The sequence below is a fragment of the Christiangramia sediminicola genome (assembly GCF_031344135.1).
GTDB lineage: Bacteria > Bacteroidota > Bacteroidia > Flavobacteriales > Flavobacteriaceae > Christiangramia > Christiangramia sediminicola.
Window position 1 is genome coordinate 156,047 of the sequence record NZ_JAVJIU010000002.1, and the last position, 22,178, is coordinate 178,224.

A 22,178-nucleotide genomic window follows, 5' to 3' on the forward strand; every position below is an offset into this window, starting at 1 on the left:
ATTTAGGGTTTTACTCGGCGTAGATTGCCAGGTTGGCCAGAACCGTTTCAGGCTCGATCACATCGATATCAATCTTTTCTCCATCTTTCACCAGACGAATTCCTTCCAGTAAAATTTTATCCTTCGGGTTGAGGCCTTTTTCAACTACAAAAAGATGCTGTATTTCTGAACCAACTTTGATCTCCTTCTGTCTTACGACACTATTTTTATCGATCACAAATACATATTTTTTGTCTAGGATCTCGAAAGTCGCTTTTTGCGGAATTAGCAAGGCATGTTCCAGAGGAATCTTCATCAGGATATTCCCGGTTTCCCCGTGACGTAGAATTCCATCGGGATTAGGAAAGGTTGCTCTAAAGGCGATATTTCCGGTCTCATTATCAAATTCACCTTCAATGGTTTCAACGACTCCAGGCTGATTAAATTTCTTATTATTCGCAAGTAAAAGTTCTACTTCTTTTTGCTTATCCCTGTCTGTACCCATTATGTAATCCAGATATTCAGCTTCCTGAACATTGAAATACACCCACATTTTACTGTTATCAGATAATGTAGTAAGCAGTTCACCTTCTTCCAGCATACTGCCTTCACGTACATGTAAATGATCCATAATCCCATCAAAAGGAGCGCGGATTCCGGTAAAACCTAAATGTGTCTGGGCTAAATTTACTTCTGCTTTTGCCTTATCATAATTGGCTTTGGCCAGGGCAAGTTCATTTGGAGAAACCACATCACTATCTGCCAGAAGTTTTGTGTTTTCATATTCTATGGAAGCGGCTTCAGCTTCGGCTTTCGACTTTTGAAGTTCAGCCTGGTAGATATTGGGCATGATCTGGAACATCATCTGTCCTTTTTTTACAAAATCACCTTCATCCACAGAAATGTCTTTCAGGTAACCTTTTTCCATGGCTCTTAGCTCGATATGGCGTACCGAATGGATTTGGGCGAGGTATTCCTTGGTGATCGAGGTGTCTTTATAAACAGGATTTGTTACCTGGTAAGTTCTTTCCTCATGTTTTTCTTCTTTGTGAGAATTACAGCCGACATTTAAAAACACGGCAATTAGACCAATGAAAATTGGAATCTTCTTCATAATTAAATGAATTTTATTATTGAAAATGGAAAATTTGATGGCTGCCAAAATGAGTATACGGCAAGCCTAAATGTTTTCAATAGATAATCGAAAACAGTTCTATTACATGCATAGCTGCATGTTTATATTTTAATTCTAAATTCGGAATACTTCGAACTGAATATACCTTTTGCACAGGTTAGTTCGAAAAGGATCTGCCGTTGCGTAAGTTGCCAGATCTTCATCAAGATCTACTTCCCAGGCAAAAACATAGTAGAAAACAGCTAGGAAACTGCCATTACTTAATTGAAGGTTTTTCCTTGCTTCTTTAGAAAAGGATTCCAGCTCTTCAGTTTCGGTAAGCTCAATAAAGGCTTTTTCGAAACCTGAGTCAGGCGAAGAAGAGGAGTGAACTTGAAAATCTAAATTTGAAGAATTTGTAATGTGCATTTCCTGTACATCACAAAAATCGTAGTTCCCATCAAAGAAGGAATTTGCATGAATAAGAGCAAACCCACTTATCAGGATAAATACTAACGAAAGAAAATATTTCTCAAATGCGTTTTTCATTCGGGGGGCAAAAGTATTCTGCAATGTTAATTCTCACAAATTCCTTATGTTAAATTAGAAAAATAAAAAAGCCCTGAGAATTTCTCAAGGCTTATACATTAAATGGATGTGTCTTAATCCTTAGTTTTTTCAGGTAGATCCATTGTTTCCTGAATTTGATCATTGATCTTTTCTTTATCTCCAACAACGATCAGGGTCATATTCTCTGGCTGAATATATTTTTTCATCATTTCCTGAACCTGCTCAGGAGTTACAGCGTTGATATTTTTCACTTTGTCTACAAGGAATGATTCCGGTAGATCGTGAACATCAAGAAAATTTAGCTGACTAATGATTCCGCCAGGTGTTGAGTTTTGAAGTACATAGATCCCGGATTCGTAATTCTGAATTCCTTTTAACTCTTCTTTTCCTGGAGCCTCATTCTGTAAACGAACGATCTCTTTTTTGATCTCATCTAAAGAAGCACCCGTAAATTCAGTAGTTACATCTGCACTTTCATACCAGATTCCGGTTTTATAATTAGAATATAAAGAGCTGCTAGGGGAGTAGGTGTAACCTTTATCTTCGCGAATATTACTGGTTATTCTGGATCCAAAAGACCCTCCCAGTAAAGAATTTGTTACATCAAGTGCGATATAATCGTCGCTATCTGGTGCAGCCACAGGCAAACCATAATAGATGGTTGATTGCGGTGCTCCGGGGCGATCAATTATTTTTACAGAACCTTTGGAACTTGTTTCGGCGACAGGATAGTTAGCTGCGGAACCTTTTCTCCATGATCCAAGCTGCTGCTTAACTACTTCCTTGATCTTTTCAGCATCAAATTGACCAACTACATAAACTGTAGTTCTTTCAGCTCCAAAATTCTCATCGTAGAATGATTTTACATCAGAAACTGTATAAGAATCTACCATTTCCACGGTTGGATATAGTCTGCCATATGGATGATCTGGATATAGCTCGGCAAAGAAGTCTTTTCTTGCTTGAGTGCCCGGTCTTGAAAGCGAAACAGTAATATTACGTTTCATGTTATTTTTAAGTCTCTCCAATTCACCTTCCGGTAATTCAGGATTAACCAGTACATCACTTAAAACTTTAAGTGCTTCCGGAGCAAACTCAGCAAGTACATTGGTACTTAAAGTTGAAGTATGGGTTCCTACACCTATATTCAGGTTTCCACCCATGCCTGCCAGTTTATCCTTTTCAGAATAATCTGCAGTTGAACCTTCTTCCATTAAGTCTGCCAGCAGATCTGAAACCCATACCTGGTTTTCTTTTTCATGGATATTTCCGGTTTTCACGGTTATGTTGATGGTTGCCTTCGGAATACTACCATAGGGAACCAATACCAATTCCAGTCCGTTGTCATAAGTAATAACCTCTTTTTCAGGAAGGGTGAAACCTTTTGGTTCTCCTCCTTCTGGCGGGGTTTGCTTTTGTGCGTTAGCCGGTAATGCGACTAAAAGCGCTAGTACAAATATGTAAAATATGGTTCTCATTGATTCTTATTTTCGTTGTTGGCTAATAAAGGATTTACAGTTAAGATCGTTCTATTCGTTTTACGTAAGTAATCCTCAACTGTTTTGTTCATAACCTCTGGCGTTATCTTTTTAAATTCTGATTCCAGATCATTAATTCTGGATGGATTGTCATCGAATAAAGCAAAACTTGCTAATAGATCTGCACGACCAAGGCCAAATGAACTTCCGAGGTTGTCGTATAATTGAGAGCGCATTTTTACCAGGGCGTTATCCAGCATTTCCTGGGTAATGCCTTCGTCAAGCTTAGCTATAACTTCATCTACTGCTGCAACAACTTTTTCTTTAGAAGTTTCATTGTCATAAGTAAAATTAAACATCATATGCATTGGCCCGTTGTAATTGAACATGTTTCCAAGGTAATTGATGCCTCCACCAACATTTGATGTATAACCTAATTCATCTACAAGTTTTTTCTGTAAAAGAGCATTATCTCCCTGAATTAATATCTGGTCCAGTAATCCCATGGCATAATATTCAGTAGAATTACGTTCCGGCATATTGTAGGCGATAGCAATAGCAGGCTTATTAGCAAGAGAGTCATTTTTCACAAAATCCTTCTCTTTGGTTTGCTTAGGTTCAGAAATATCTGGTAATGGAGGAATTTCAGCACTGGCGATACCACCAAAGTATTCTTCGATCCATTCCTTTACCTGATCCATTTCAAAATCACCTACAATAGATAAAGCCGCATTGTTTGGCGCGTAGTAGGTGTCAAAGAATTTTTCTACGTCTTCTAGATTTGCGGCATCAAGATCGTTTAGATCACCATAAAAGTTATGAGCGTTATACCAGTTGGTATTTGCATATTGAGGCATGTCTAACCATGGAAAACCACCATATGGCTGGTTTAACACATTAACTTTCACCTCATTTTTAACCACCCCTTGCTGATTGGTAAGATTTTCCTGAGTAATGTCAAGGCCTTTCATACGATCTGCCTCTGCCCATAACATAGTTTCTAATTTATTGGCAGGAACGATTTCAAAATAATTGGTGAAATCGAAACGTGTAGATCCATTTAAAACCCCTCCGTTTTCCTGAACAAGTTTGATAAATTCCATCTTTCCGAGATTTTGTGATCCCTGAAACATCATATGTTCAAACAAGTGAGCGAATCCTGTTCTATCACGGGGTTCAATTCTAAAACCAATATTATAGTAGGTAGCAACTATAACCGTCGGAGAGGATTTGTCCTGAGAAAGGATCACTTTAAGACCGTTGTCTAATTTGTAATATTCTACCGGAACATTAAATCCAGATTGTTCCATTTGCTGTCCTTTTTCCTGTGCAAGTCCGGATAATATTCCGCCAAACATGAAAAACAGCATAAACATTTTTCTCATAAGAATTATATTTTGTTTAATAGATTAAATTGTTATCTAATATAATAGACTTAAAATCCTAAAAAAGTTACATTTACCGTAATATTTTGTCTTAAAGTTTAAAAATAAAAAAAGCCCTGAGGTGATCCTCAGGGCTTTTTAGGTTAGGTATTAGAATGGTTTAGTTATTATAAAGATAAAGCGAAGATGCTGCCGTAAGATCATTTTCAAGATCTGGCATCACATTTCCGGTTATGTTCAACGCATCCCCAAAGGCAAGTACTTTGCCATTACCAACTTCAGCAATAAATACCGTTTTGGTTTTATGGTCATAGGCAATATCAATTGGGTTTCCTAACAGAGTAGTAAGTCCTGAAACTCTGGTCTGTTCGCTCTGAGCGATCATTCCACCATCAGAAACTGCTGCTAATTTAGTACTGAAATCCTGGATCACCTGGAAGCCTCCATCGGTATTTGCGTTTGCAGCATCACCAATATCGGTAAGTACAAGTACATCATCAGCTTCACTATAATCGATACCGTGAGTTCTTACAATACCTCCAATAGTAATTCTCTTATCTGCAGTGATCATTCCGTCCATATTGTTATCAAAGAAATCATTGAAAACCGCGATATCACTAGAGTTATCTACTACAGCAATAAGATCATCCCCTTTAAAAGTAATTCCCCAAACATTAAATCCTGGATCTAATGTATTTTCAAGGGTGAATGAAGAACCATCATAAGAATACACATAGAACATATGCATATCGTTATCTGAAACTACTACCATATCTCCATAAACCGCGATCTCTCTCGGACTCATAAGCTCAGCATCACTGGTAAAATCTGCAGTTACAGTTCCACCGTCCATAGCTCCTGAAAATCCTGAATAATATTCCAGCATCATTCCAGATCTTGAAGCCTGAATAACCGCATCATTCGTAGCAGAATAATAAATTCCTTCAGCGGCGGTTGCATCTGTCATAACAGATTTTATCAGAGCACCTGAAGCATCGTAAACGCTGATGTTTCCATTCGAGTTATTAGTCACATAAAGTTCTGTCATCATATTACTAGACGCCATTCCAGTATTCCCATCTGTTTCGTCACTTGAGAAATAGATAGAAGAAGCAGAAGTAAGGTCCTGAGAATATGTAGGAGCGATATCTCCACCATCACCAAAACCGGTAAATCCTAATACTTTTCCATTTCCGATTTCAGAAATATAGATTGCATCTTCTTCAGAATCATAAGCAACATCAATTGGGTTACCAAGCATGGTCGAAGCTCCGGCAATTCTAGTCTGCATATCTACGGTTAGTACATCTCCGTCTGAAAGCGCGTCAAATTTTGTAGAAAAATCATCGATCACATGGAATGCTCCATCATCAGTTGTATTTTCAGCATCTCCAATATCGGTCATGATCATCACATCGTCAGTTCCATCATAAGTCAATCCGTGAGTTCTAACGATACCTTCAATAGTTACTCTTTTAGATGGATTCATCATTCCGTCCATCACATTTGCTTCAAAATCATAAAATACAGCAAGATCACTACTTGAATCTACCACTGCATAAAGATCTTCGCCTTTAAAGGTAATTCCCCATACCGGAAAAGGAACTTCTACCGTATTCATCAAGGTAAAACCGTTACCATCTGAAGTATATTCATAGAATTTATTTGATCCATTATCAGAAACAACATAAGTAGACCCATTTACGGCTAGCTCACGCGGACTCTCAAGATCTGCAGAACTACTGTATGCTGCAGTTACATCGGTATCTTCCATAAGAGTACTGATGTCTGAGTAAGCATCCAGACGCATATCAGATCTTGAAGCCTGAACTACAACATCATTTGCAGCGTCATAATAAATACCTTCAGCAGCAGTTGCTGAAGTTGTAAAAGTTACCAGTGAATCTCCCGTTACGCTGTAAAGAGAAATATTTCCATTTTCATTGTTAGTTACATAAAGTTCTGCTCTTCTTCCAGCTTCCACTTCACAAGGTGCACAAGAACCACCACAATCTACTCCAGTCTCATCGCCATTCATCATCCCGTCTGAACATGTTGCCATTGGCGGCATGTCATCGTCCATACCTTCCATAAAATCATCATCGTCTGAACAGGACGTGATAAACAAAGCAAACATAATTGCCAAGCCGAATTGAGCAATTTTAAAATTAGAATTTTTCATAATCATATTTAATTGGTTTATATGCTGATACTTACGGCGGTAATTATAAGCCAGATGTGAAGGAAATCAGAAACTTATGTTAATTCGTAAATTTTTTTCTAGATGCTCTCAATTAAAATTTACTCCCAAACCCTTTATTAATTAAGCAATTCAAAAATAATATCATGTTTTAGTTACTTTTTGTAAATAAAACTTTACATATTGAATTTATTGTATATATTTGTCAAATAAACTTTACAATAAATCAAAATGACTTTACTTATGAATTCAAAAACAAGCACGGCAGAGGTACGAAAATACAGTACCAGGAATTTAGCGATCTGGACAGTGGCATGGACTCTTGGAGTTGCTTTAGCTACATTCGGGGCGATCTATTTATGGGATAATGATCCAACATTTTCTATTATCGCAATCATAATAACCACCTTATTAGGAATAGGTATGATACGAGCGAACATTAAATTTTTAATGTCCCAGGACGAATTACAAAGAAAGATCATGATGGATGCAATGGGTATAGCCTTAGGAACTGCTTTAGTGGGAGGAATAAGTTACTCTATGCTGGACACTACCAATGTTATTTCTCAGGATGCCGAAATATCTTATCTCATTATCTTAATTGGTGTGAGCTATATGGTCTCAATATTAATTGGAAACGCACGGTATAAATGAAAAACAGACTCAAAGTATTGCGCGCTGAAAATGATATGACTCAGGCACAGCTAGCAGATGAAACAGGTGTTTCCAGGCAAACGATAAATGCCATTGAAAAAGGAAAGTTCGATCCCAGTTTACCATTAGCATTTAGATTTTCTAAATTGTTCAATCTGAAGATCGAAGAAATTTTTGAAGATGAGAATTAGTAGAAGCCGGATTTTTTCCGGCTTTTTTATTTCTGAAAAATTCATTGAAAATCGAAACGATATAATTTGCTGTTTTTCAATTAATCAAAAAATTTTCCTTCTTTTGTAGACCTTCAATCTAAAATGAAAGTAGATAAGCCTCATATCTGAAAATCATGACATCTAAAACCAAGACTCTAAAGCCTGGATTTTCTTTCAGCCTGAGAAATTCGGCGAAACAATTTGTAGGTCTAGCCATAATTTTTCTCGTATTCTTATTTCTTTTAAGCGGCATAGAAGTTATGCTGGGAATGATGAATCACAGTGTAGAAAACAGTTTTGCCGAACTGTTCATGTGGAGTTGTTTCGAAGATCTGAAGTTCTTCTTTACCTGGCTTTTCCCAGTTTACATTATTTTCCTTGTTTTCTACTTTTTGATCCCAAAACTGGTAAAATCGATATTTATCATTTTCAGTACGCTTTTTTTTCTGGGTCAACTAGTACTTATCTTCTATTATAATACAACCCTGTTGATGCTGGGAAGTGATCTTTTTGGATACTCCATAGATGAGATCATGCAAACCGTAGGTGCTTCGGGGAGCTTGAGTATTACACCTATTCTGACTTTCGTACTGGTGATTTCAGCATTGATATTTTCACTCGTGATTCTTTCAAAACGTGTAGAATTGGGAAGAATGGTTTCAGTCTGTTTGATCTTATTTTCTCTTGGGTTTTTAATCTCCGGACTTTCGAACAGGCTTACAGCTAAGACATTAAGCTCAGATTTTGAAAATGGTCTAATCAAGAACAAATCTCAGCATTTCTATTCCGAAGCTTATACCTATATGAATCCGGAACTTTATGAAACCGATATTTATGCTGAAAGTTATCTTGGGGATTTCCAGACGCAATTTGCAGATGCAGCACCAATAGAATATTTGAATGACCCGGAATATCCATTCCTGCACAAAGAGTTGAAAACAGATGTATTATCTCCTTTCTTTGAAACAGGTGAAAAAAAACCCAACGTGGTGATCATTCTGGTGGAAGGTTTGGGAAGGGCTTTTACGAATAAAGGTGCTTACCTTGGGAATTTTACTCCGTATCTTGATTCGCTTTCTACTAAAAGTTTATACTGGCCAAATTTCTTGAGTAATGGCGGACGTACCTTTGCAGTGTTACCTTCTCTGCTTGGTTCCTTACCATTTTCGGAAAATGGTTATATGGAGATGGAATCAAACATGCCAGATCAAATCTCTCTATTAAATCTTTTAAAGAAAAACGGTTATCAGACCTCATTCTATTACGGGGGTAATTCTGAATTTGATAAAATGGCGAGCTATCTTCGAAAGAATAGGATAGACCGTGTTAATGATGAAAATGACTTTCCTTCAGGATATAAAAAGATCCCGGCTTCTGCCACAGGATTTACCTGGGGTTATGGAGACAAGGAATTATTCAGATATTACCTGAATTCAAATTTAAAACAAGAGCAGCCGCGACTGGATGTATTACTTACGGTTAGCACACATAGCCCTTTCTTAATTGATGAAACCGAGAAGTACACTCAGAAGTTTGAGGATAGAATGACACAATTCGGTTTTAGTGAAAAGAAAAAAGAGGATTACCGGAATTATACAAAACAATACACCAGTATTTTGTTTACAGATGACGCGATCAAGAACTTTATAGAATCCTACAAGCAAAAAGATGATTTTGAGAACACGATTTTCCTGATCACAGGAGACCACCGAATTCCTGAAATACCGATGGCATCAAAGATTGACAGGTATCACGTGCCTTTGATGATCTATTCGCCTATGCTAAAGAGACCAGCAGAAATAGAGTCTATCTCTTCCCATTTTGATATCGCTCCAAGTTTGATCTCCTTTCTATCTAACAATTACGATGTGAAAGCTCCGGAGATCAACAGTTTTGTTGGACGTGGCCTGGATACTACCCGAAGTTTTCAGAATATACACCACATACCTTTAATGCAAACCAAAACCGATCTTATAGATTTCGTGTTGGGTGATTATCATTTGAATGGAGATGATCTCTATAAACTTACCAGGGATTTCAATGAAGAAAGAGTGAATGATCCTGATAAAGTGGAGGAACTAAAAAATGCCTTTAACCAGTTTAGAATGAAAAACTCAGAGATCGTTAATGGCAAAAAAATTCTCCCAGATTCGATCATAAGAAAGTATACCCTTAATTAATCCAGCTTTTCTTCAGTATAATCGTCGAGGATCTTAGTAAGTAGTGGCTTGTAAAATTTCCAGAAAAAGCTGCCTCGCTCCATGATATTTCTTTCGTCATAAAAGAAACCTTTGAAATATTCGATACCTTCAAAATAGGAGCTTTGCATCGAAACCGGATTGTCTGCGAAATCACCAGAGAAATAATAAAAAGTATAATCCTGTCCTGTATGGCTGGTAACTGCAGGAAAGTTTAGCGGAATTCCATTTTCCTCTAATTCTTTTAATCCTTTTTTGTTTGCATCTATATTAAAGCTGGAAATGGCAGTATTGAATTTCTTATTAGGCACTATGATGTCGAACCAGAAAGGATACTTAATACTATCTGGCAGCGAATATTCTTCCTGGAAAACCTTTTCAGTTATAATGTGCGGCATGGCGACATTTAGATGTGTGCCTTTTTCCAGGATCACAACTTCATCCTGGTTATTTACAAATGCAATTCCCGAACTTTTAAATGGCCATTGACCACGATGTGTTTTTTTATAATTTCTCACCAGCCATTTAGGGATTTCTTTGTTCTCTCTGAGGTTAAGATTATCGAAATATCTCGCCGTCCAACCTGTCCATTTAAGCTGGAACATCTCTTCAAATTTGATCCTGTTCTGGTAAGCAGTAGGGGAACCGATGGTGTTGAATTCAGTAATGATAAGTTTATTTTTCTCCTTCATTAATTTAAGCAACTGAATATCTTTATCACTTAATCCACCATACAAAATCCCTGAACGCTCCATTTCATCGCCCCGATGAAACCACTCATTATTAAAAATCCCGTATGTATCGGTGAAATATGCCAGGTCTGCATCGTTGCTCAACTGACTAAGTTTTGGGTAAGAGAATCGCTCCAGGCCTTTTAGCTTGAACTTTTCATTCTCTTCAGGAAAGAACCCGAAATAATCATTATCAACCTTATAGGGCTTGGAAGAGGTCTTGGTATATTTTTCATTATTAAGAACCCAGTTCAGGGAAATGTGTTCCTGACCTTTGGTTGTCAAAACGGTCTTGTCTACAATGGCGATCACCAGTTTTGTATTAGGCTTGAATAGCCATAAGATCCACATGATAAGTGGGATCGCAATAATTAGAAGCAGAATCCCGGAAAAGAACCTTTTTCTCATCTTAGAACTTTTTGAAATATCCTATTTGAACAGAAAATTGATTTCCTCTGGTTTCAGGAGCATATTCCTGGTCTTCCAATTCAGCATTGATAAAAAATACATTGGTGCTTTTTACCGAAAATCTATAACCTACAGAAATATCGCTGGATTTTAATTTATAAGGATCCTGGTACAAGATGTTATTGGTATTATCATCAGGAGAAATTCCCGTTCCAACTCCAAAACTCAGGAAATCATCTGCTCCTGCGATATAGTAGCGTACAGTTAGCGCGTAAGATTGAGAAACATTTTTGTCGGCTGGTGTTATATAGGTTCTAGCATTTAGCCAGAAATTGCTGATGTATTTTCCGATGGAAGCTGTATAAATCCAGGTTTCTTCATCAAAACTCAACATTCTAAAGCCTGCGTCTGCTTCAAAAGCTGCAGGCAAATTTGCATAAAGCGAAGCACCAACCCGGTAATCTGGGAAAATACTACCACTACTGGCAATTCCTCCACTTACGTACGCATAAAAGGTATCAGAAATACTAGGGTAAGCATCAATAACAAACTGTGTTCCGTTAGATGCAAAACGATTGGCATAATTTAATCTACCAATGATAGATCCTATTTTGGTACTTCTGGAATAATCTACCGTTGCAAGATGCCATGGTTCATCAAACCTATTCTCAAAATGCACAAATTCATAATCGACACCAATCTGATTTCTTGATGATACATTTCTTATAGATTCTCCTAAAGACCTGGCTTCGGTTAATTTCGGATTGATTTTTAGCAATTGGTTAAGCGTATTGGAAGCTTCAGCATATTGCTCAAGATCTTTTTGTATTCTGGCTTTTAAAAGCAACAGATCCTCTGAACGAGGATTTTTTTCTATTCCTGTATTTACGATCTCCAGGGCTTTTTCAGAATTATCATTCCAGTATTCAAGATTTGTATATGCTAAAACGCCATCTTCATAACCGGGATTTTCTTCCAGGACTCTTTCAAATTCAACCCTTGCGCTGTCTACTTTATCGGTCCAGGTATATAGGCGACCCAGAAAAATCCTTACATCGGCGTAAGAAGGACTTTTATCCAGAGCCTGCTTGGTAAGTTTAATTGCCTTAGGATAATCATCTTCATCAAACGCAGCAGCTCTGGCTTTTATAAAGAGTTCATCTGTAGTAAATTCTTCTTCCTGAGCGTGCAGTGAATTAAGAGAGAATAAGGCGAAAAAAAAGACAAGTAGGGGGAATGTGATTTTCGATTTCATATATAGGGCTTATAACATTCAGAACACCCTGTAAATTTTGAAGCAATAAAAATCGTAGGTTAATATTTGGTTTAAGGCTTCTTTAATTCATGTTCTAAAGTGGTCGCAATATAATAGCTTTAAGCTAATTGAGTATAAATTAGAGATAATTTTTATCTTGGAAAATATTGGAAAAAAAAATCTAAATAATTAAAACCAAATATATTATTCTTGCGTAAGTTTTTACTGACCAGATAGTATTCATAAGGCTTTAATTGTCAGGAATCGAAAGTTTTTTCTTACTCGAAAAGTGAGAAATTGGCTTATAAGGTCGGTAAAAGGTTTAAAATGGTTGATTTTCAGATGTATTTAGTATATTTCAACGCAAATGAATTCGAATGAGGAAGGTCCTGGTAATTCAAGAGGATATCGTTATTCTTAAAATTCTGGAGAGACTGGTAAGTTTGAACGAGTATGAATGTAAGGCGATTAGGTCCCTTGATTCTCTCAGCATTGAAGACCAGCAAACCAATTTCGATTTCATTATTACAGACATATTATTTGAAGGAATTGCCCCTTTGCAGTTTGTAGCACAGGTACAGGAGGTGATCCCGCATAAGAATTTACTTGTTGTGACCAATATGGGACAGGATAAGATAAAACAGGAAATATTCGCATTGCGGGGAGTTACAGGATTTTATGCTGTACCGATTGATCTGGACGAAATTGAAGCCATAATACAAGCCTACTAATGAATGAAGCATCAATACTTTTATTCATAGCGATCGTTTTTTCTGTCCTGGTGATATATTGGATATCTATCGCCGTAAGTCTTGTTTACCGAAGCAACAGGACTGCTAGACTGAATAAGATCGAACTTACTTTTGCAGATGTTGTGAGTCGTTATCTTTATAACGACCCTGCAAACCCCATTACCTTAAGAGAGATTAATACTACCCTTAAAAATGTTGGGATCAAGCCTGAAAATAAGAACAACATTCAGTTTCTTATAAGGTTAATGATACGCACTCAGCGTACTATCTTGGGAAGTCATTTTTATAAACTTCAGCAATTATATACCCAAATTCCGCCTTACGGGGTATCCATTAAAAAGATCTCGAGCTGGAGTTGGTATAGAAAAGCACGTGGTATCAGGGAGATCTATGAAATGAACCAGTCACAGTATTTCGATGAGATCTTTAAATACCGAAATGATAAGAATATTTACGTTAGACGTGAGGCCCAGATAGCCCTGGTTGTATTTCTTGGATGGGAGAGTTTAAGATTTCTTCCTTATCTTAAGCGGAATATGACTCTGTGGCAACAAATAAAGATCGTTGAGAAACTATACGATCTTTACCCTAAACCTGAGTTGAAATGGTTGCATAGAGCTTATAAAACAGAAAAGTTATTCGGTAAAAAACTGATCATGCGTATCATCAGAAAATACCTGCTTCATGGTGAAATTGGATATATCATTGATAATCTGAATCATGAAGACTATGAGGTACGTGAAACTGCCATCTACTGTATACAGACTTTTGCGGTTCCATCAGCAACCATGGCATACATCAAGGAACTTTATGATGACATTCCAAACGCTACTCAGCAGGGACAGTTATTGAATTATATTTTTGAAAATTCAGATATCGATCTGGATTTCTATATGAAACAATTATATGGCAAGAACGAGGATCTTAAGCTCAGTGTAGCTGAAATTCTATGGAACAACGGTCACAAGGAAAAGGTTCAGGAATTCTATTACCAGCAATATCCAAAATCGGTCTTGAATGTGGGATAGTGCCGAAGGTTTTTTTGGTAGCTATTATATTTATTGGATAAGTGTCTTCTTATTCATTGGATATGGCGCCAGTCTTTTAACTCTCTATCTAAGCGGAATTCTACTCGCCAGAAGATCTATTAAAAGAACCAAACAACGCTCTATTTTCCTTCGTGCCGAAGATATTGTAAGTGCTACAGATATTCCTTCGGTAACCATTATCGCTCCTGCTTATAATGAAGGACTTACCATTGTAGAAAATGTCAAGTCACTGCTTTCCATTCAGTATCCATACTATGAGTTAATATTAGTGAACGATGGAAGTAAAGATGAATCACTACAGTTACTTATTGAAGAATTTGATCTTGAACAGCAGGATGCCACATTTATTACACAGCCAATTCCAACAGCTTCAGTAAAACATATTTACAGAAGTAAAAAGAAAAAATACACGCATTTAACGGTTATTGATAAGAACAATGGTGGTAAGGCCGATGCCATTAATGCCGGGGTTAACTTTGCCACGACCGAATTAGTGATCTTTACAGATGTAGATTGTATCATTGAACAGGATGCGATCCTTAAAATGGTTAGACCATACCTTGAGGAAGACGACAAAGAGATCATAGGATGCGGCGGAGGAATTGGAATTGCGAATGACTCTGTTATTAAGAACGGGATCCTAACGGAACTTAAATTACCATCAAGACTAATCCCGATGACCCAGGTGGTAGAATATATCCGGGCATTTCTTTTGGGTAGAATGGCCTGGAGTGAAATCAATGGATTAATGCTTATTTCAGGAGCATTTGGAATGTATCCGCGAAAACGAGTGATCGAAGTTGGTGGATTTAATCCCAAGACAGTGGGAGAGGACCTCGAGCTTTGTATTAGGTTGAGAAAGCACATGGAAGAACAGAATATTCCTTATAAGGTAGTTTACCTTCCTGAAACTTTATGCTGGACAGAAGGACCCTCAGATCATAAGATCCTTATCATGCAAAGGGATCGCTGGGCGAGAGGATTATGGGAAACGATAAGCCTGCACAGAGATCTGCTTTTCAATAGAAAATATCGCCAGATGGGACTCTTGTATTATCCCTACTGGCTGCTTTTCGAATTTGGAGCACCCATAGTTGAATTCCTTGGCGTGATATGTATCATCGCATTTGGTATTTTCGGCTGGATCAACTGGCCATTTGCTATCCTATTATTCTTTGCTGCGTACCTATTAGGTTGCGTGTTTTCTACTATTGCGATTTTTATGTATGTGAAAAGTTTTGATCATTATACCAAACCAAAACAGATAGTTGAACTTTTACTAGCAGCATATCTTGAGCCTTTTTATTATCACCCGATACTTTTATTTGGTCAGATAAAAGGCTATTATAAAAAACTCTTCGATATTACTTCAGGATGGGGTAATATGACACGTAAAGGTTTTAAAGTTTCTAAATCTAAGGAATCAAAGGCCTGATTCTATTTCTTATCTTGCTATATCTTAAATCTTAATTCGATGTTTAAAAGATATATCCTGTCATTGTTCCTGTTTTTTCCTGTTCTTATCTTTTCGCAGCAAAAAACTGTAATAAACACCGATAGCGGAAAAATCGCCTATCAGAAATTTGGAAAAGGGTACCCTCTTTTGATTATCAATGGTGGACCAGGTATGAATTCTAATGGGTTTGCTCCGCTTGCAAAAATGCTTTCTGAGGAAAATACTACGATCATTTATGATCAGAGGGGAACAGGTATGTCTGAAGTAAAGGGATTGAAGGCTTCGGCTACGACGATCGATTTAATGGTCGAGGATATTGAGCTGTTAAGAAAGGAACTTGACTATGATCAATGGATCGTCTTAGGACATTCTTTCGGTGGAATGCTGGCCTATGCTTACGCAGTAGAGCATCCAGAACGCGTGAAGGCCATGATCCAATCGCATAGTGGTGGAATGAGTCTTAGAAATGTTTCTCGCTTTGACCTGGGAAAAAGATTAACTGAAGAGGAAAATGATAGCCTAGCACATTATTCCATCATGTCACAATCTTCTCCGGGAAATACAAGGCTGCTTAGGAAAAGAGCTGAATTTTTAGCAAAGGCATATTTAGTTGGCAAAGAACATGAAGATGCGATCACTAACAGGCTTTTACAAGTAAACCGAGAAATCAATGGAGATGTTTGGAGAAATATGAGAGCAAATAATTTTGATCTTGTATCTCAAATGAAGAATTTTAAAAAACCGGTTTTAATTATGCATGGCGATCGGGATCCAGTTCCAATTGATATAGCTCAATTCGCAAAGCGAACAATTCCTAATTCTGAACTCGTTATTATGGAAAATTGTGGTCATTACGGCTGGTTGGATACTCCGGAAATTTATTTGACTGAGGTAAAGCAATTTTTAAAAGACAATTCTACCTCCATTAACTAAAGAAAATCTAGCCAAATCAGTATTTATAATTTTCCTTTTGAAATTCAATTGAAAGAGATTTAATTTGCATTCATAATCGAGATGTGGCGCAGTCTGGTAGCGTATACGCCTGGGGGGCGTGGGGTCGCAGGTTCAAATCCTGTCATCTCGACCAATAAAAAGCACTGAATTTTTCAGTGCTTTTGTTTTCTATATCTTATTTACATTAAACTTTAAGGAAAAAGGAATTTATCTAATTGCTTGTTGGACTAATCATGATATGAGCTCTATGTGTCCCAGGATCCATAAGCCATGGCATACCGGGATTATCGGGTTTTAGTGGTAATCCAGTTGACTCGGCAGTAGCATATGGTATATAAACAACATATCTGTATTTTCCATTTTTCAGCTCACCGGTAGTTTCATTGTAATCTTCAGAGGAACCGGAAAAAACATACATCGTACTTGGCGTATCTGGCATTTTTAATTTACCAGATTCTACTTCCTCCTTACGTGTTTTTCTCTTTTCTATTTCAGATTTCCCTTCTGCTGTAAGCTCTCTACCACGAGCCATGAACGGTTCTAACTTTTTTGCATAGCATACTACTTTTATTCCTTCAAATTCAGGATCATCGGCCAGGCAGATCAAATTATTGGAACCTTCTTGTAGAACAATCAATTTTCCACTTTCATCGTATCCGTAAACCATTGCAGCAGATCTTTGATCTTCAGGAGCGGCCAGAAGAGCCGTTTTAATTTGAATTTCTGAGGGAAGGATCTTTGATTGTGCAAATCCGGTACAACTGATTAAAAGCAAGCTAATTGATAAAAGAACTTTCATAGAATCATTATTTTGAAAATGAGTGTTTTCTAAAGATATGAATATTAAACTTCAATTTCTATTTCCTCATCAAGATGTGGTTGATATATGTTCCAGTTAAAAACAGTTTCCAATTTTACTCTAAATGCATCAGTCACCTGTTTTTCACCATGAACTAGAAATACGTTTTCTGGTACATTTTTAATCTTGCTGCACCATTCTACAAGTTCAGATTGATCGGCATGTGCAGACAGGCTTTCTAATTTCTCAATACTTGCTTTTACAGGAAAATATTTTCCGTAGATCTTAATTTCATGAACCCCGTCCAGGATCTGCCGCCCACGAGTTCCTTCAGCCTGATATCCGGTTAACAGCAAAATAGTGCTTGGATCATCTATAAACTGCTTTAAATAAGCTAGAATTCGTCCACCAGTTAGCATACCGCTTCCAGCTATCACAATTCTTGGGAAGTTCATATCAATGATCTCCCAGGTTCTTCTGAAAGATGACACCAGTTCAAACTGATTTCTTATCATTTCGAATTCATTTGCCGGGAGTTTATGATAATCCTGAAATTTCGAGAATAAATGTGTGGCATCAACGCCCATAGGGCTATCTATGAAAACCGGAGTTTGTGGTGCTGCATTTTTTCTGAATATTTTAAAAAGCAAATAGATCAATAATTGTAATCGTTCAACTGCGAAGGAAGCTATAAGTAATATTCCATGATCCTGAATGCATCGTTTAATAAGATCAGAGAGAATTTTTTCAACGTTTTCTTCGGGATGTAATTTATTTCCATAGGTACTTTCTATAAATAAATGATCGGCCCATCTGGGAACTTCTGGTGGTTCCAAAAGAAGATCTTCAGTTCTTCCAAGATCTCCGGAAAACACAAAAATACTATCACAAATATTCAATTCAATCGAAGAGGCTCCAAGTATATGCCCCGCTTTAATAAACCTGCATTTAATTTGTTCAAATAGGTTAATCCATTCATCGGTTTTAATATGTTCAAAAAGCAATAGTGTTTTCTCTACATCTTCCAGCGTATAATTTGGAACTGCGGGGTGATGTTTGGTATAACTTTCTTCATTCGCATTTTTAGCTTCTTCTTCCTGAATTTTTGCTGTATCTCTCAAAATGATTTCTGTAATCGCCAGAGTAGGGGATGTTCCTAAAATTTTCCCTGTAAATCCCTGCTGAATCAATTTTGGCAAATATCCAGTATGATCTAGATGTCCATGTGTTAGAAGCACATAATTAAGTTCAGAGACATTTATTGGTAGTTCTTCCCGGTTGAGTATTCTTAGCTCTTTTAAACCCTGAAACATTCCACAATCGATCAGAATCTTGAAATTTTGGAATTCCAGGTAGATCTTAGAACCTGTAACAGTTCCAGCTGCACCCAAGAATTTTAATCTTACCTTGTCATTCATGATTGATAGTTTAGTTCGCAAAGAATTTTAAACTCAGCCAGAATCCGCTCCTTTCTATGTTCAGCAATTCCCCGGTGATCCAGATAAAAGGGGTTCTCCAATAATTCCTTTCCAAGAATGATCTGCCTTTCCAGAAGAAATAGTTTTTCGTTGTCTGAAAGCAAAGTAGAGGTGGTAACAGGGTAAGCACAAACTTTATCTATCAATACTTTTAGACAATTTTGTTCTGGATAATCCCAGCTTAGAAGCTTAAGTCCGGAGCATTTGCCATAGGTAATCGCATCTTTTGAAAACTTCGTATTTGTTACCACCCAGCCTTCGCCTTGAATACTATTCTTCTCAAAAGCATATATATCCTGAAACCTGGAATTAATATATAATGGGATTTTTACATCACAATTTCGACCTTCTTCACTATGAAATTTACATTCAATAAGATGTCGCAATTTTTCTTTGTTGGCGATAATATCAACTTCGTGATGAACACAAACACCTTGCATAATTTGATTCAGTTCTGTTTGAAATCCCAGATCATTTAGCAATTTGGAGATGTACTTTTCAAAGATGAATCCGGTTGGGCCTAGTTCATAGAGTGCTTTCTTTAATTTATACCTCGAAGCGTAAGCTCCCTTGTAGTTCTTTAGTAAAGCAAATGCTCTGTTATAAATTTCCCGGGTACTTATTCCCTGATAAAGTTCATCTCTAATCTCATCAATGATTGAGGAAACCATTTTCTGATTAGCTCCGCTTTTTAAAAGTGAGCTCCTCAGTTTTGCAATAGAAAACTTTGCTTTATTTCCGGAAGATTTTATTACATCGGGATGCATAATACTAAAGTTAAGACATTTAGCTAAAATTTATAACTATTAGGTAGTGAATGCCGCAACTATAGCTGAAATACAAAAATTTTTATGTAGAACACCTTTAAATATCTGATAATCAAATATTTGAGTATATTTTGGTATCTTTATAAGAATTGTATCAAACAAAAACCAAAATATTATGAGACGTGTATTAAGTATAATGTTGATACTGCTATTCTGCAGTTTTAGTTTTGCCCAGGAACAGACCTACCTGACTTTTGAATTTATGAAAGTTGATAATGACCAGGAACAATTTTATGTTGAAACGGAAGATTTCTGGGAGAAGATTCACGAGCAGAGAGTCGCCAGTGGCGATATCGTTGGTTGGGATCTCTGGCAATTGCTTCCGGGTGGAGAAGACCAGGGATATCAATATCTCACTGTTACCGTTTTTGATGACCCTATGAAAATGATGAATGCAGGCGCCGGAATTATGGAAAGTGCAAGAATGGCTTATCCAGACCTTAGCGATGAGGAACTCCAGAATAGAGTAAACCTTGCCGGAGGATCAAGAGATCTTGCCGTGAGGCTTTTCTTGATGGTTATGGATAGAACTAATGGGGATTATGAAATGAAGCCGGGAATGGTCGCTACAATGGACCTCATGAAAGCGAATGACGGTAACTATTCGGCTTATGAGACTGCTGAAGGAGATACTTTTAAGCCACTACATCAAAAAATGGTAGATGGTGATGCCAAGGGTAGCTGGGAGCTTCTAAAAGTCCTCCTTCCACAGGGATCTGATGTTTATGCCTCCCATCTTACTGTAAATATGTATGACAATTGGGAGCAGTATTTAGACTCCATGAATTTTGATGCAGGAATTACTCCGGCAATGGAAAAGAAAATGGATGACGGTCTCGAAACCCGGGATATGAAATGGTCGTATATGGCGACTCTCACCAAAATGGTGCGTAAGTAACAATATAAAAGCCCGGTTTGCCGGGCTTTTATATTTAAATCTAATTATTCATCTGATCTTGCGACCGATAGTAATTTCTGTTTTTGATGTCTTAAAGCCTCTTTTACAGTTTTAAAAATAGACTTTTTAAGATTCTGATATTTGCTGTCAAATTCATGCATCTTGATCATAAGCTTTCTATGCTCATGCTTATAAGCCCATTTCTGCTCGCCAAGCTGTCCTTCAGAAAATAAAATTTTCACCCTGTTCTTATGATCCCGAATAGATTTCAATAAATCAGACATTTCATTTTTAAGTTTATTAAGGTCTTGAATAAATTTTTCTGCCTGTTTGGTAAGATGTGACTCCACGATTGGGTATACATTCTGATTCAATAAATCTGTAAGAAAGTCAACTTCCTTATAAATAAAATTGAGTTTTGAATTCCAGACACTGGAATATTTATGCATGATGTCTGGAGACTCCCATCCATAGTCGTTAGAGATTTTGGTTTTCATGATATATTCTTTGAAAGTTTCGAAAAAAAACTAGGGTAGATTGAATGAAGATCAATCGCGAAAATCCAGTTCGAAGAACTGTAAAGGCTCTGAAATCAGGCGGATAGCCTTTTTTTTTGTTATGCTAAAGTTAAGGAATTTAGAGAAAAAATACGTAGGTTTTAATCTTAAAATTTCAGTTTAAAATCTATAACTGAAACCGTAAACAGGAAGTTTTTCCTGCATGAAATCTAGATCTTCAGCTCTTTGGAAACCTATATTTTCATACATTCTCCAGGCGATCTTCATGAATTCAGTTGAATGAATAATCAACTGGCTATTTCCATCCTTTTTAGCCTTTTCTATACAAGCCAGGCTTAATTTTCTCCCCACTCCCTTACTTCTAAATTTTGGATCTACAGCGAGCAATCTAAAACCTGAGGAATTCTTTTCCTGAGTTGCCGATCCGCCAGAACCATAGACACCCATATCACTGAAATATACCACAGCACCCATTACTTCATTTTTTTCTGAAATAGCGACTAACAATTCTGTACGTTCAAGTTTTGTGAGATCTCCAATATTCAATAGGAGCTTATAGTATTCGGGTTGTTCAGATTCAGATGGGAAGCCTGCAAGATTGGAATAAACCTTAACCATTAATTTTCCAATATTTTTAAATTCAGAAGGTTTCGCAGTTCTTATGGTAATATTATCGTTCATTCAGTAGAAAGTAAATAGAAAGTTTGCTGTAAAATTAAAATTACCTGATAAAATCTGAAGTTTTTAATTCATAGATGACATTATCATCATTTTCGGTATCCACGCGATCTTTATTCCATTTAAAATTATTTCTATTTAGTAAATTCAGGGACCTGGTATTTAGCTCATGTGTAAAAGCTTCTATCAATTGTAAGTTCATTTCATCAAAACCATATTTCAAAACAGCCTTCATCGCTTCATTCATCAATCCAAATCCATGAAATGTTGTATGCAGATCATAACCGATTTCTGCTGTTTTTCTATCCTTCGATATATTCCACAAACAGATGGTACCAATCATTCTGCGATCTTCTTTTAAACAAATAAACCAGTTGATCAATTTGTCCCGATTAATATCATCCAGACATTTTTGAATGAATTCTATTGCTTTTTCCCGTGTTCCTGCGCAAGAACGATTAACAAATCTATTCACCTCCTTGTCTGAGCGCAAATATGAAATAACCGTCCAGTCTTCCATTCTTGGCTCTCGAAGAACAAGCCGGGGAGTGACGATTTCAGGAAAAGGTGTAAATGTCACGATCG

Annotated in this window: 21 protein-coding genes and 1 tRNA gene; 9 read left to right on the forward strand and 13 right to left on the reverse strand. The window is 37.0% G+C overall.

Features of this window, described 5'->3' with window-relative positions:
• Positions 1-10: 10 nt before the first annotated feature.
• The 5 genes from RE431_RS04505 to RE431_RS04525 form a co-directional block, all read right to left on the reverse strand.
• Positions 11-1,093 carry an efflux RND transporter periplasmic adaptor subunit gene (locus RE431_RS04505; RefSeq protein ID WP_309560772.1) on the reverse strand — a complete coding sequence of 361 codons (1,083 nt, stop codon included), beginning with the start codon at positions 1,091-1,093 and terminating at the stop codon, positions 11-13.
• 135 nt (positions 1,094-1,228) lie between these two features.
• On the reverse strand, positions 1,229-1,642 hold the full coding sequence (locus RE431_RS04510) for a hypothetical protein (protein WP_309560773.1): 414 nt from the start codon (positions 1,640-1,642) through the stop codon (positions 1,229-1,231).
• A gap of 113 nt (positions 1,643-1,755) precedes the next feature.
• Entirely contained in the window at positions 1,756-3,141 is a 1,386-nt protein-coding gene (locus tag RE431_RS04515) for a M16 family metallopeptidase (RefSeq protein WP_309560774.1), read from the reverse strand.
• The gene (locus RE431_RS04520) at positions 3,138-4,526 is read right to left on the reverse strand and encodes a M16 family metallopeptidase (protein ID WP_309560775.1); all 1,389 of its coding nucleotides are present in this window, start codon (positions 4,524-4,526) and stop codon (positions 3,138-3,140) included. The genes RE431_RS04515 and RE431_RS04520 overlap by 4 nt, the downstream gene beginning before the upstream one ends.
• 160 nt (positions 4,527-4,686) lie before the next feature.
• Positions 4,687-6,708: an autotransporter outer membrane beta-barrel domain-containing protein gene (locus RE431_RS04525; protein ID WP_309560776.1), complete on the reverse strand. Its 2,022-nt coding sequence runs from the start codon at positions 6,706-6,708 to the stop codon at positions 4,687-4,689.
• Between the two features lie 261 nt (positions 6,709-6,969).
• On the opposite strand from RE431_RS04525, the gene RE431_RS04530 reads away from it, so the two are divergent.
• The 3 genes from RE431_RS04530 (at position 6,970) to RE431_RS04540 (ending at position 9,772) form a co-directional block, all read left to right on the forward strand.
• Entirely contained in the window at positions 6,970-7,380 is a 411-nt protein-coding gene (locus RE431_RS04530; RefSeq protein WP_309560777.1) for a hypothetical protein, read from the forward strand.
• Entirely contained in the window at positions 7,377-7,571 is a 195-nt protein-coding gene (locus tag RE431_RS04535; protein WP_309560778.1) for a helix-turn-helix transcriptional regulator, read from the forward strand. Before RE431_RS04530 ends, RE431_RS04535 begins: the two co-directional genes overlap by 4 nt.
• 155 nt (positions 7,572-7,726) lie before the next feature.
• Positions 7,727-9,772, forward strand: coding sequence for an LTA synthase family protein (locus tag RE431_RS04540; RefSeq protein ID WP_309560779.1), 2,046 nt, complete (start codon positions 7,727-7,729; stop codon positions 9,770-9,772).
• On the opposite strand, the gene RE431_RS04545 is transcribed toward RE431_RS04540, so the two are convergent.
• Positions 9,769-10,929: a hypothetical protein gene (locus RE431_RS04545; protein WP_309560780.1), complete on the reverse strand. Its 1,161-nt coding sequence runs from the start codon at positions 10,927-10,929 to the stop codon at positions 9,769-9,771. The genes RE431_RS04540 and RE431_RS04545 overlap by 4 nt on opposite strands.
• A 1-nt stretch (position 10,930) precedes the next feature.
• Positions 10,931-12,184 carry a YaiO family outer membrane beta-barrel protein gene (locus tag RE431_RS04550; RefSeq protein WP_309560781.1) on the reverse strand — a complete coding sequence of 418 codons (1,254 nt, stop codon included), beginning with the start codon at positions 12,182-12,184 and terminating at the stop codon, positions 10,931-10,933.
• Positions 12,185-12,561: 377 nt separating this feature from the next.
• Here RE431_RS04550 and RE431_RS04555 point away from each other — a divergent pair, with 377 nt between their 5' ends.
• The 5 genes from RE431_RS04555 (at position 12,562) to RE431_RS04575 (ending at position 16,528) form a co-directional block, all read left to right on the forward strand.
• Complete coding sequence (locus RE431_RS04555) at positions 12,562-12,915, forward strand: response regulator (protein WP_309560782.1); 354 nt, start codon at positions 12,562-12,564, stop codon at positions 12,913-12,915.
• Positions 12,915-13,964: a hypothetical protein gene (locus tag RE431_RS04560; RefSeq protein ID WP_309560783.1), complete on the forward strand. Its 1,050-nt coding sequence runs from the start codon at positions 12,915-12,917 to the stop codon at positions 13,962-13,964. The genes RE431_RS04555 and RE431_RS04560 overlap by 1 nt, the downstream gene beginning before the upstream one ends.
• Positions 13,954-15,420, forward strand: a complete 1,467-nt coding sequence (locus RE431_RS04565) for a glycosyltransferase family 2 protein (protein ID WP_309560784.1) — start codon at positions 13,954-13,956, stop codon at positions 15,418-15,420. The genes RE431_RS04560 and RE431_RS04565 overlap by 11 nt, the downstream gene beginning before the upstream one ends.
• Positions 15,421-15,459: 39 nt before the next feature.
• Positions 15,460-16,374: an alpha/beta fold hydrolase gene (locus tag RE431_RS04570; RefSeq protein WP_309560785.1), complete on the forward strand. Its 915-nt coding sequence runs from the start codon at positions 15,460-15,462 to the stop codon at positions 16,372-16,374.
• Between the two features lie 77 nt (positions 16,375-16,451).
• Positions 16,452-16,528: transfer RNA gene (locus tag RE431_RS04575), tRNA-Pro, on the forward strand.
• A gap of 78 nt (positions 16,529-16,606) precedes the next feature.
• Here the strand turns inward: RE431_RS04575 and RE431_RS04580 are convergent.
• The 3 genes from RE431_RS04580 to RE431_RS04590 are packed head-to-tail and all read right to left on the reverse strand — an operon-like array spanning position 16,607 to position 19,439.
• Positions 16,607-17,194, reverse strand: a complete 588-nt coding sequence (locus tag RE431_RS04580) for a hypothetical protein (RefSeq protein WP_309560786.1) — start codon at positions 17,192-17,194, stop codon at positions 16,607-16,609.
• Between the two features lie 44 nt (positions 17,195-17,238).
• The gene (locus RE431_RS04585; protein WP_309560787.1) at positions 17,239-18,612 is read right to left on the reverse strand and encodes an MBL fold metallo-hydrolase RNA specificity domain-containing protein; all 1,374 of its coding nucleotides are present in this window, start codon (positions 18,610-18,612) and stop codon (positions 17,239-17,241) included.
• The gene (locus tag RE431_RS04590) at positions 18,609-19,439 is read right to left on the reverse strand and encodes an ATP cone domain-containing protein (protein WP_309560788.1); all 831 of its coding nucleotides are present in this window, start codon (positions 19,437-19,439) and stop codon (positions 18,609-18,611) included. The genes RE431_RS04585 and RE431_RS04590 overlap by 4 nt, the downstream gene beginning before the upstream one ends.
• A gap of 175 nt (positions 19,440-19,614) precedes the next feature.
• Between RE431_RS04590 and RE431_RS04595 the strand changes: the two genes are divergently transcribed.
• Positions 19,615-20,397, forward strand: coding sequence for a hypothetical protein (locus RE431_RS04595; protein ID WP_309560789.1), 783 nt, complete (start codon positions 19,615-19,617; stop codon positions 20,395-20,397).
• 44 nt (positions 20,398-20,441) lie between these two features.
• Here the strand turns inward: RE431_RS04595 and RE431_RS04600 are convergent, their stop codons facing one another.
• From RE431_RS04600 to RE431_RS04610, 3 genes are all read right to left on the reverse strand, one after another.
• Positions 20,442-20,894 (reverse strand): hypothetical protein, encoded by a 453-nt coding sequence (locus RE431_RS04600; protein ID WP_309560790.1) that lies wholly within the window; start codon positions 20,892-20,894, stop codon positions 20,442-20,444.
• Between the two features lie 180 nt (positions 20,895-21,074).
• Positions 21,075-21,596, reverse strand: coding sequence for a GNAT family N-acetyltransferase (locus RE431_RS04605; protein ID WP_309560791.1), 522 nt, complete (start codon positions 21,594-21,596; stop codon positions 21,075-21,077).
• 40 nt (positions 21,597-21,636) lie between these two features.
• Positions 21,637-22,173 (reverse strand): GNAT family N-acetyltransferase, encoded by a 537-nt coding sequence (locus RE431_RS04610; RefSeq protein WP_309560792.1) that lies wholly within the window; start codon positions 22,171-22,173, stop codon positions 21,637-21,639.
• Between the last annotated feature and the right edge of the window lie 5 nt (positions 22,174-22,178).

Bases quoted from the DNA above. Each gene is read 5' to 3' on its own strand.
- RE431_RS04530 (WP_309560777.1), top strand. From the start codon at position 6,970: ATGAATTCAAAAACAAGCACGGCAGAGGTACGAAAATACAGTACCAGG.
- RE431_RS04605 (WP_309560791.1), bottom strand. From the start codon at position 21,596: ATGAACGATAATATTACCATAAGAACTGCGAAACCTTCTGAATTTAAA.
- RE431_RS04585 (WP_309560787.1), bottom strand. From the start codon at position 18,612: ATGAATGACAAGGTAAGATTAAAATTCTTGGGTGCAGCTGGAACTGTT.
- RE431_RS04525 (WP_309560776.1), bottom strand. From the start codon at position 6,708: ATGAAAAATTCTAATTTTAAAATTGCTCAATTCGGCTTGGCAATTATG.
- RE431_RS04540 (WP_309560779.1), top strand. From the start codon at position 7,727: ATGACATCTAAAACCAAGACTCTAAAGCCTGGATTTTCTTTCAGCCTG.
- RE431_RS04510 (WP_309560773.1), bottom strand. From the start codon at position 1,642: ATGAAAAACGCATTTGAGAAATATTTTCTTTCGTTAGTATTTATCCTG.
- RE431_RS04505 (WP_309560772.1), bottom strand. From the start codon at position 1,093: ATGAAGAAGATTCCAATTTTCATTGGTCTAATTGCCGTGTTTTTAAAT.
- RE431_RS04600 (WP_309560790.1), bottom strand. From the start codon at position 20,894: ATGAAAACCAAAATCTCTAACGACTATGGATGGGAGTCTCCAGACATC.
- RE431_RS04550 (WP_309560781.1), bottom strand. From the start codon at position 12,184: ATGAAATCGAAAATCACATTCCCCCTACTTGTCTTTTTTTTCGCCTTA.
- RE431_RS04595 (WP_309560789.1), top strand. From the start codon at position 19,615: ATGAGACGTGTATTAAGTATAATGTTGATACTGCTATTCTGCAGTTTT.
- RE431_RS04570 (WP_309560785.1), top strand. From the start codon at position 15,460: ATGTTTAAAAGATATATCCTGTCATTGTTCCTGTTTTTTCCTGTTCTT.
- RE431_RS04515 (WP_309560774.1), bottom strand. From the start codon at position 3,141: ATGAGAACCATATTTTACATATTTGTACTAGCGCTTTTAGTCGCATTA.
- RE431_RS04520 (WP_309560775.1), bottom strand. From the start codon at position 4,526: ATGAGAAAAATGTTTATGCTGTTTTTCATGTTTGGCGGAATATTATCC.
- RE431_RS04535 (WP_309560778.1), top strand. From the start codon at position 7,377: ATGAAAAACAGACTCAAAGTATTGCGCGCTGAAAATGATATGACTCAG.
- RE431_RS04545 (WP_309560780.1), bottom strand. From the start codon at position 10,929: ATGAGAAAAAGGTTCTTTTCCGGGATTCTGCTTCTAATTATTGCGATC.
- RE431_RS04555 (WP_309560782.1), top strand. From the start codon at position 12,562: ATGAGGAAGGTCCTGGTAATTCAAGAGGATATCGTTATTCTTAAAATT.
- RE431_RS04560 (WP_309560783.1), top strand. From the start codon at position 12,915: ATGAATGAAGCATCAATACTTTTATTCATAGCGATCGTTTTTTCTGTC.
- RE431_RS04580 (WP_309560786.1), bottom strand. From the start codon at position 17,194: ATGAAAGTTCTTTTATCAATTAGCTTGCTTTTAATCAGTTGTACCGGA.
- RE431_RS04565 (WP_309560784.1), top strand. From the start codon at position 13,954: ATGTGGGATAGTGCCGAAGGTTTTTTTGGTAGCTATTATATTTATTGG.
- RE431_RS04590 (WP_309560788.1), bottom strand. From the start codon at position 19,439: ATGCATCCCGATGTAATAAAATCTTCCGGAAATAAAGCAAAGTTTTCT.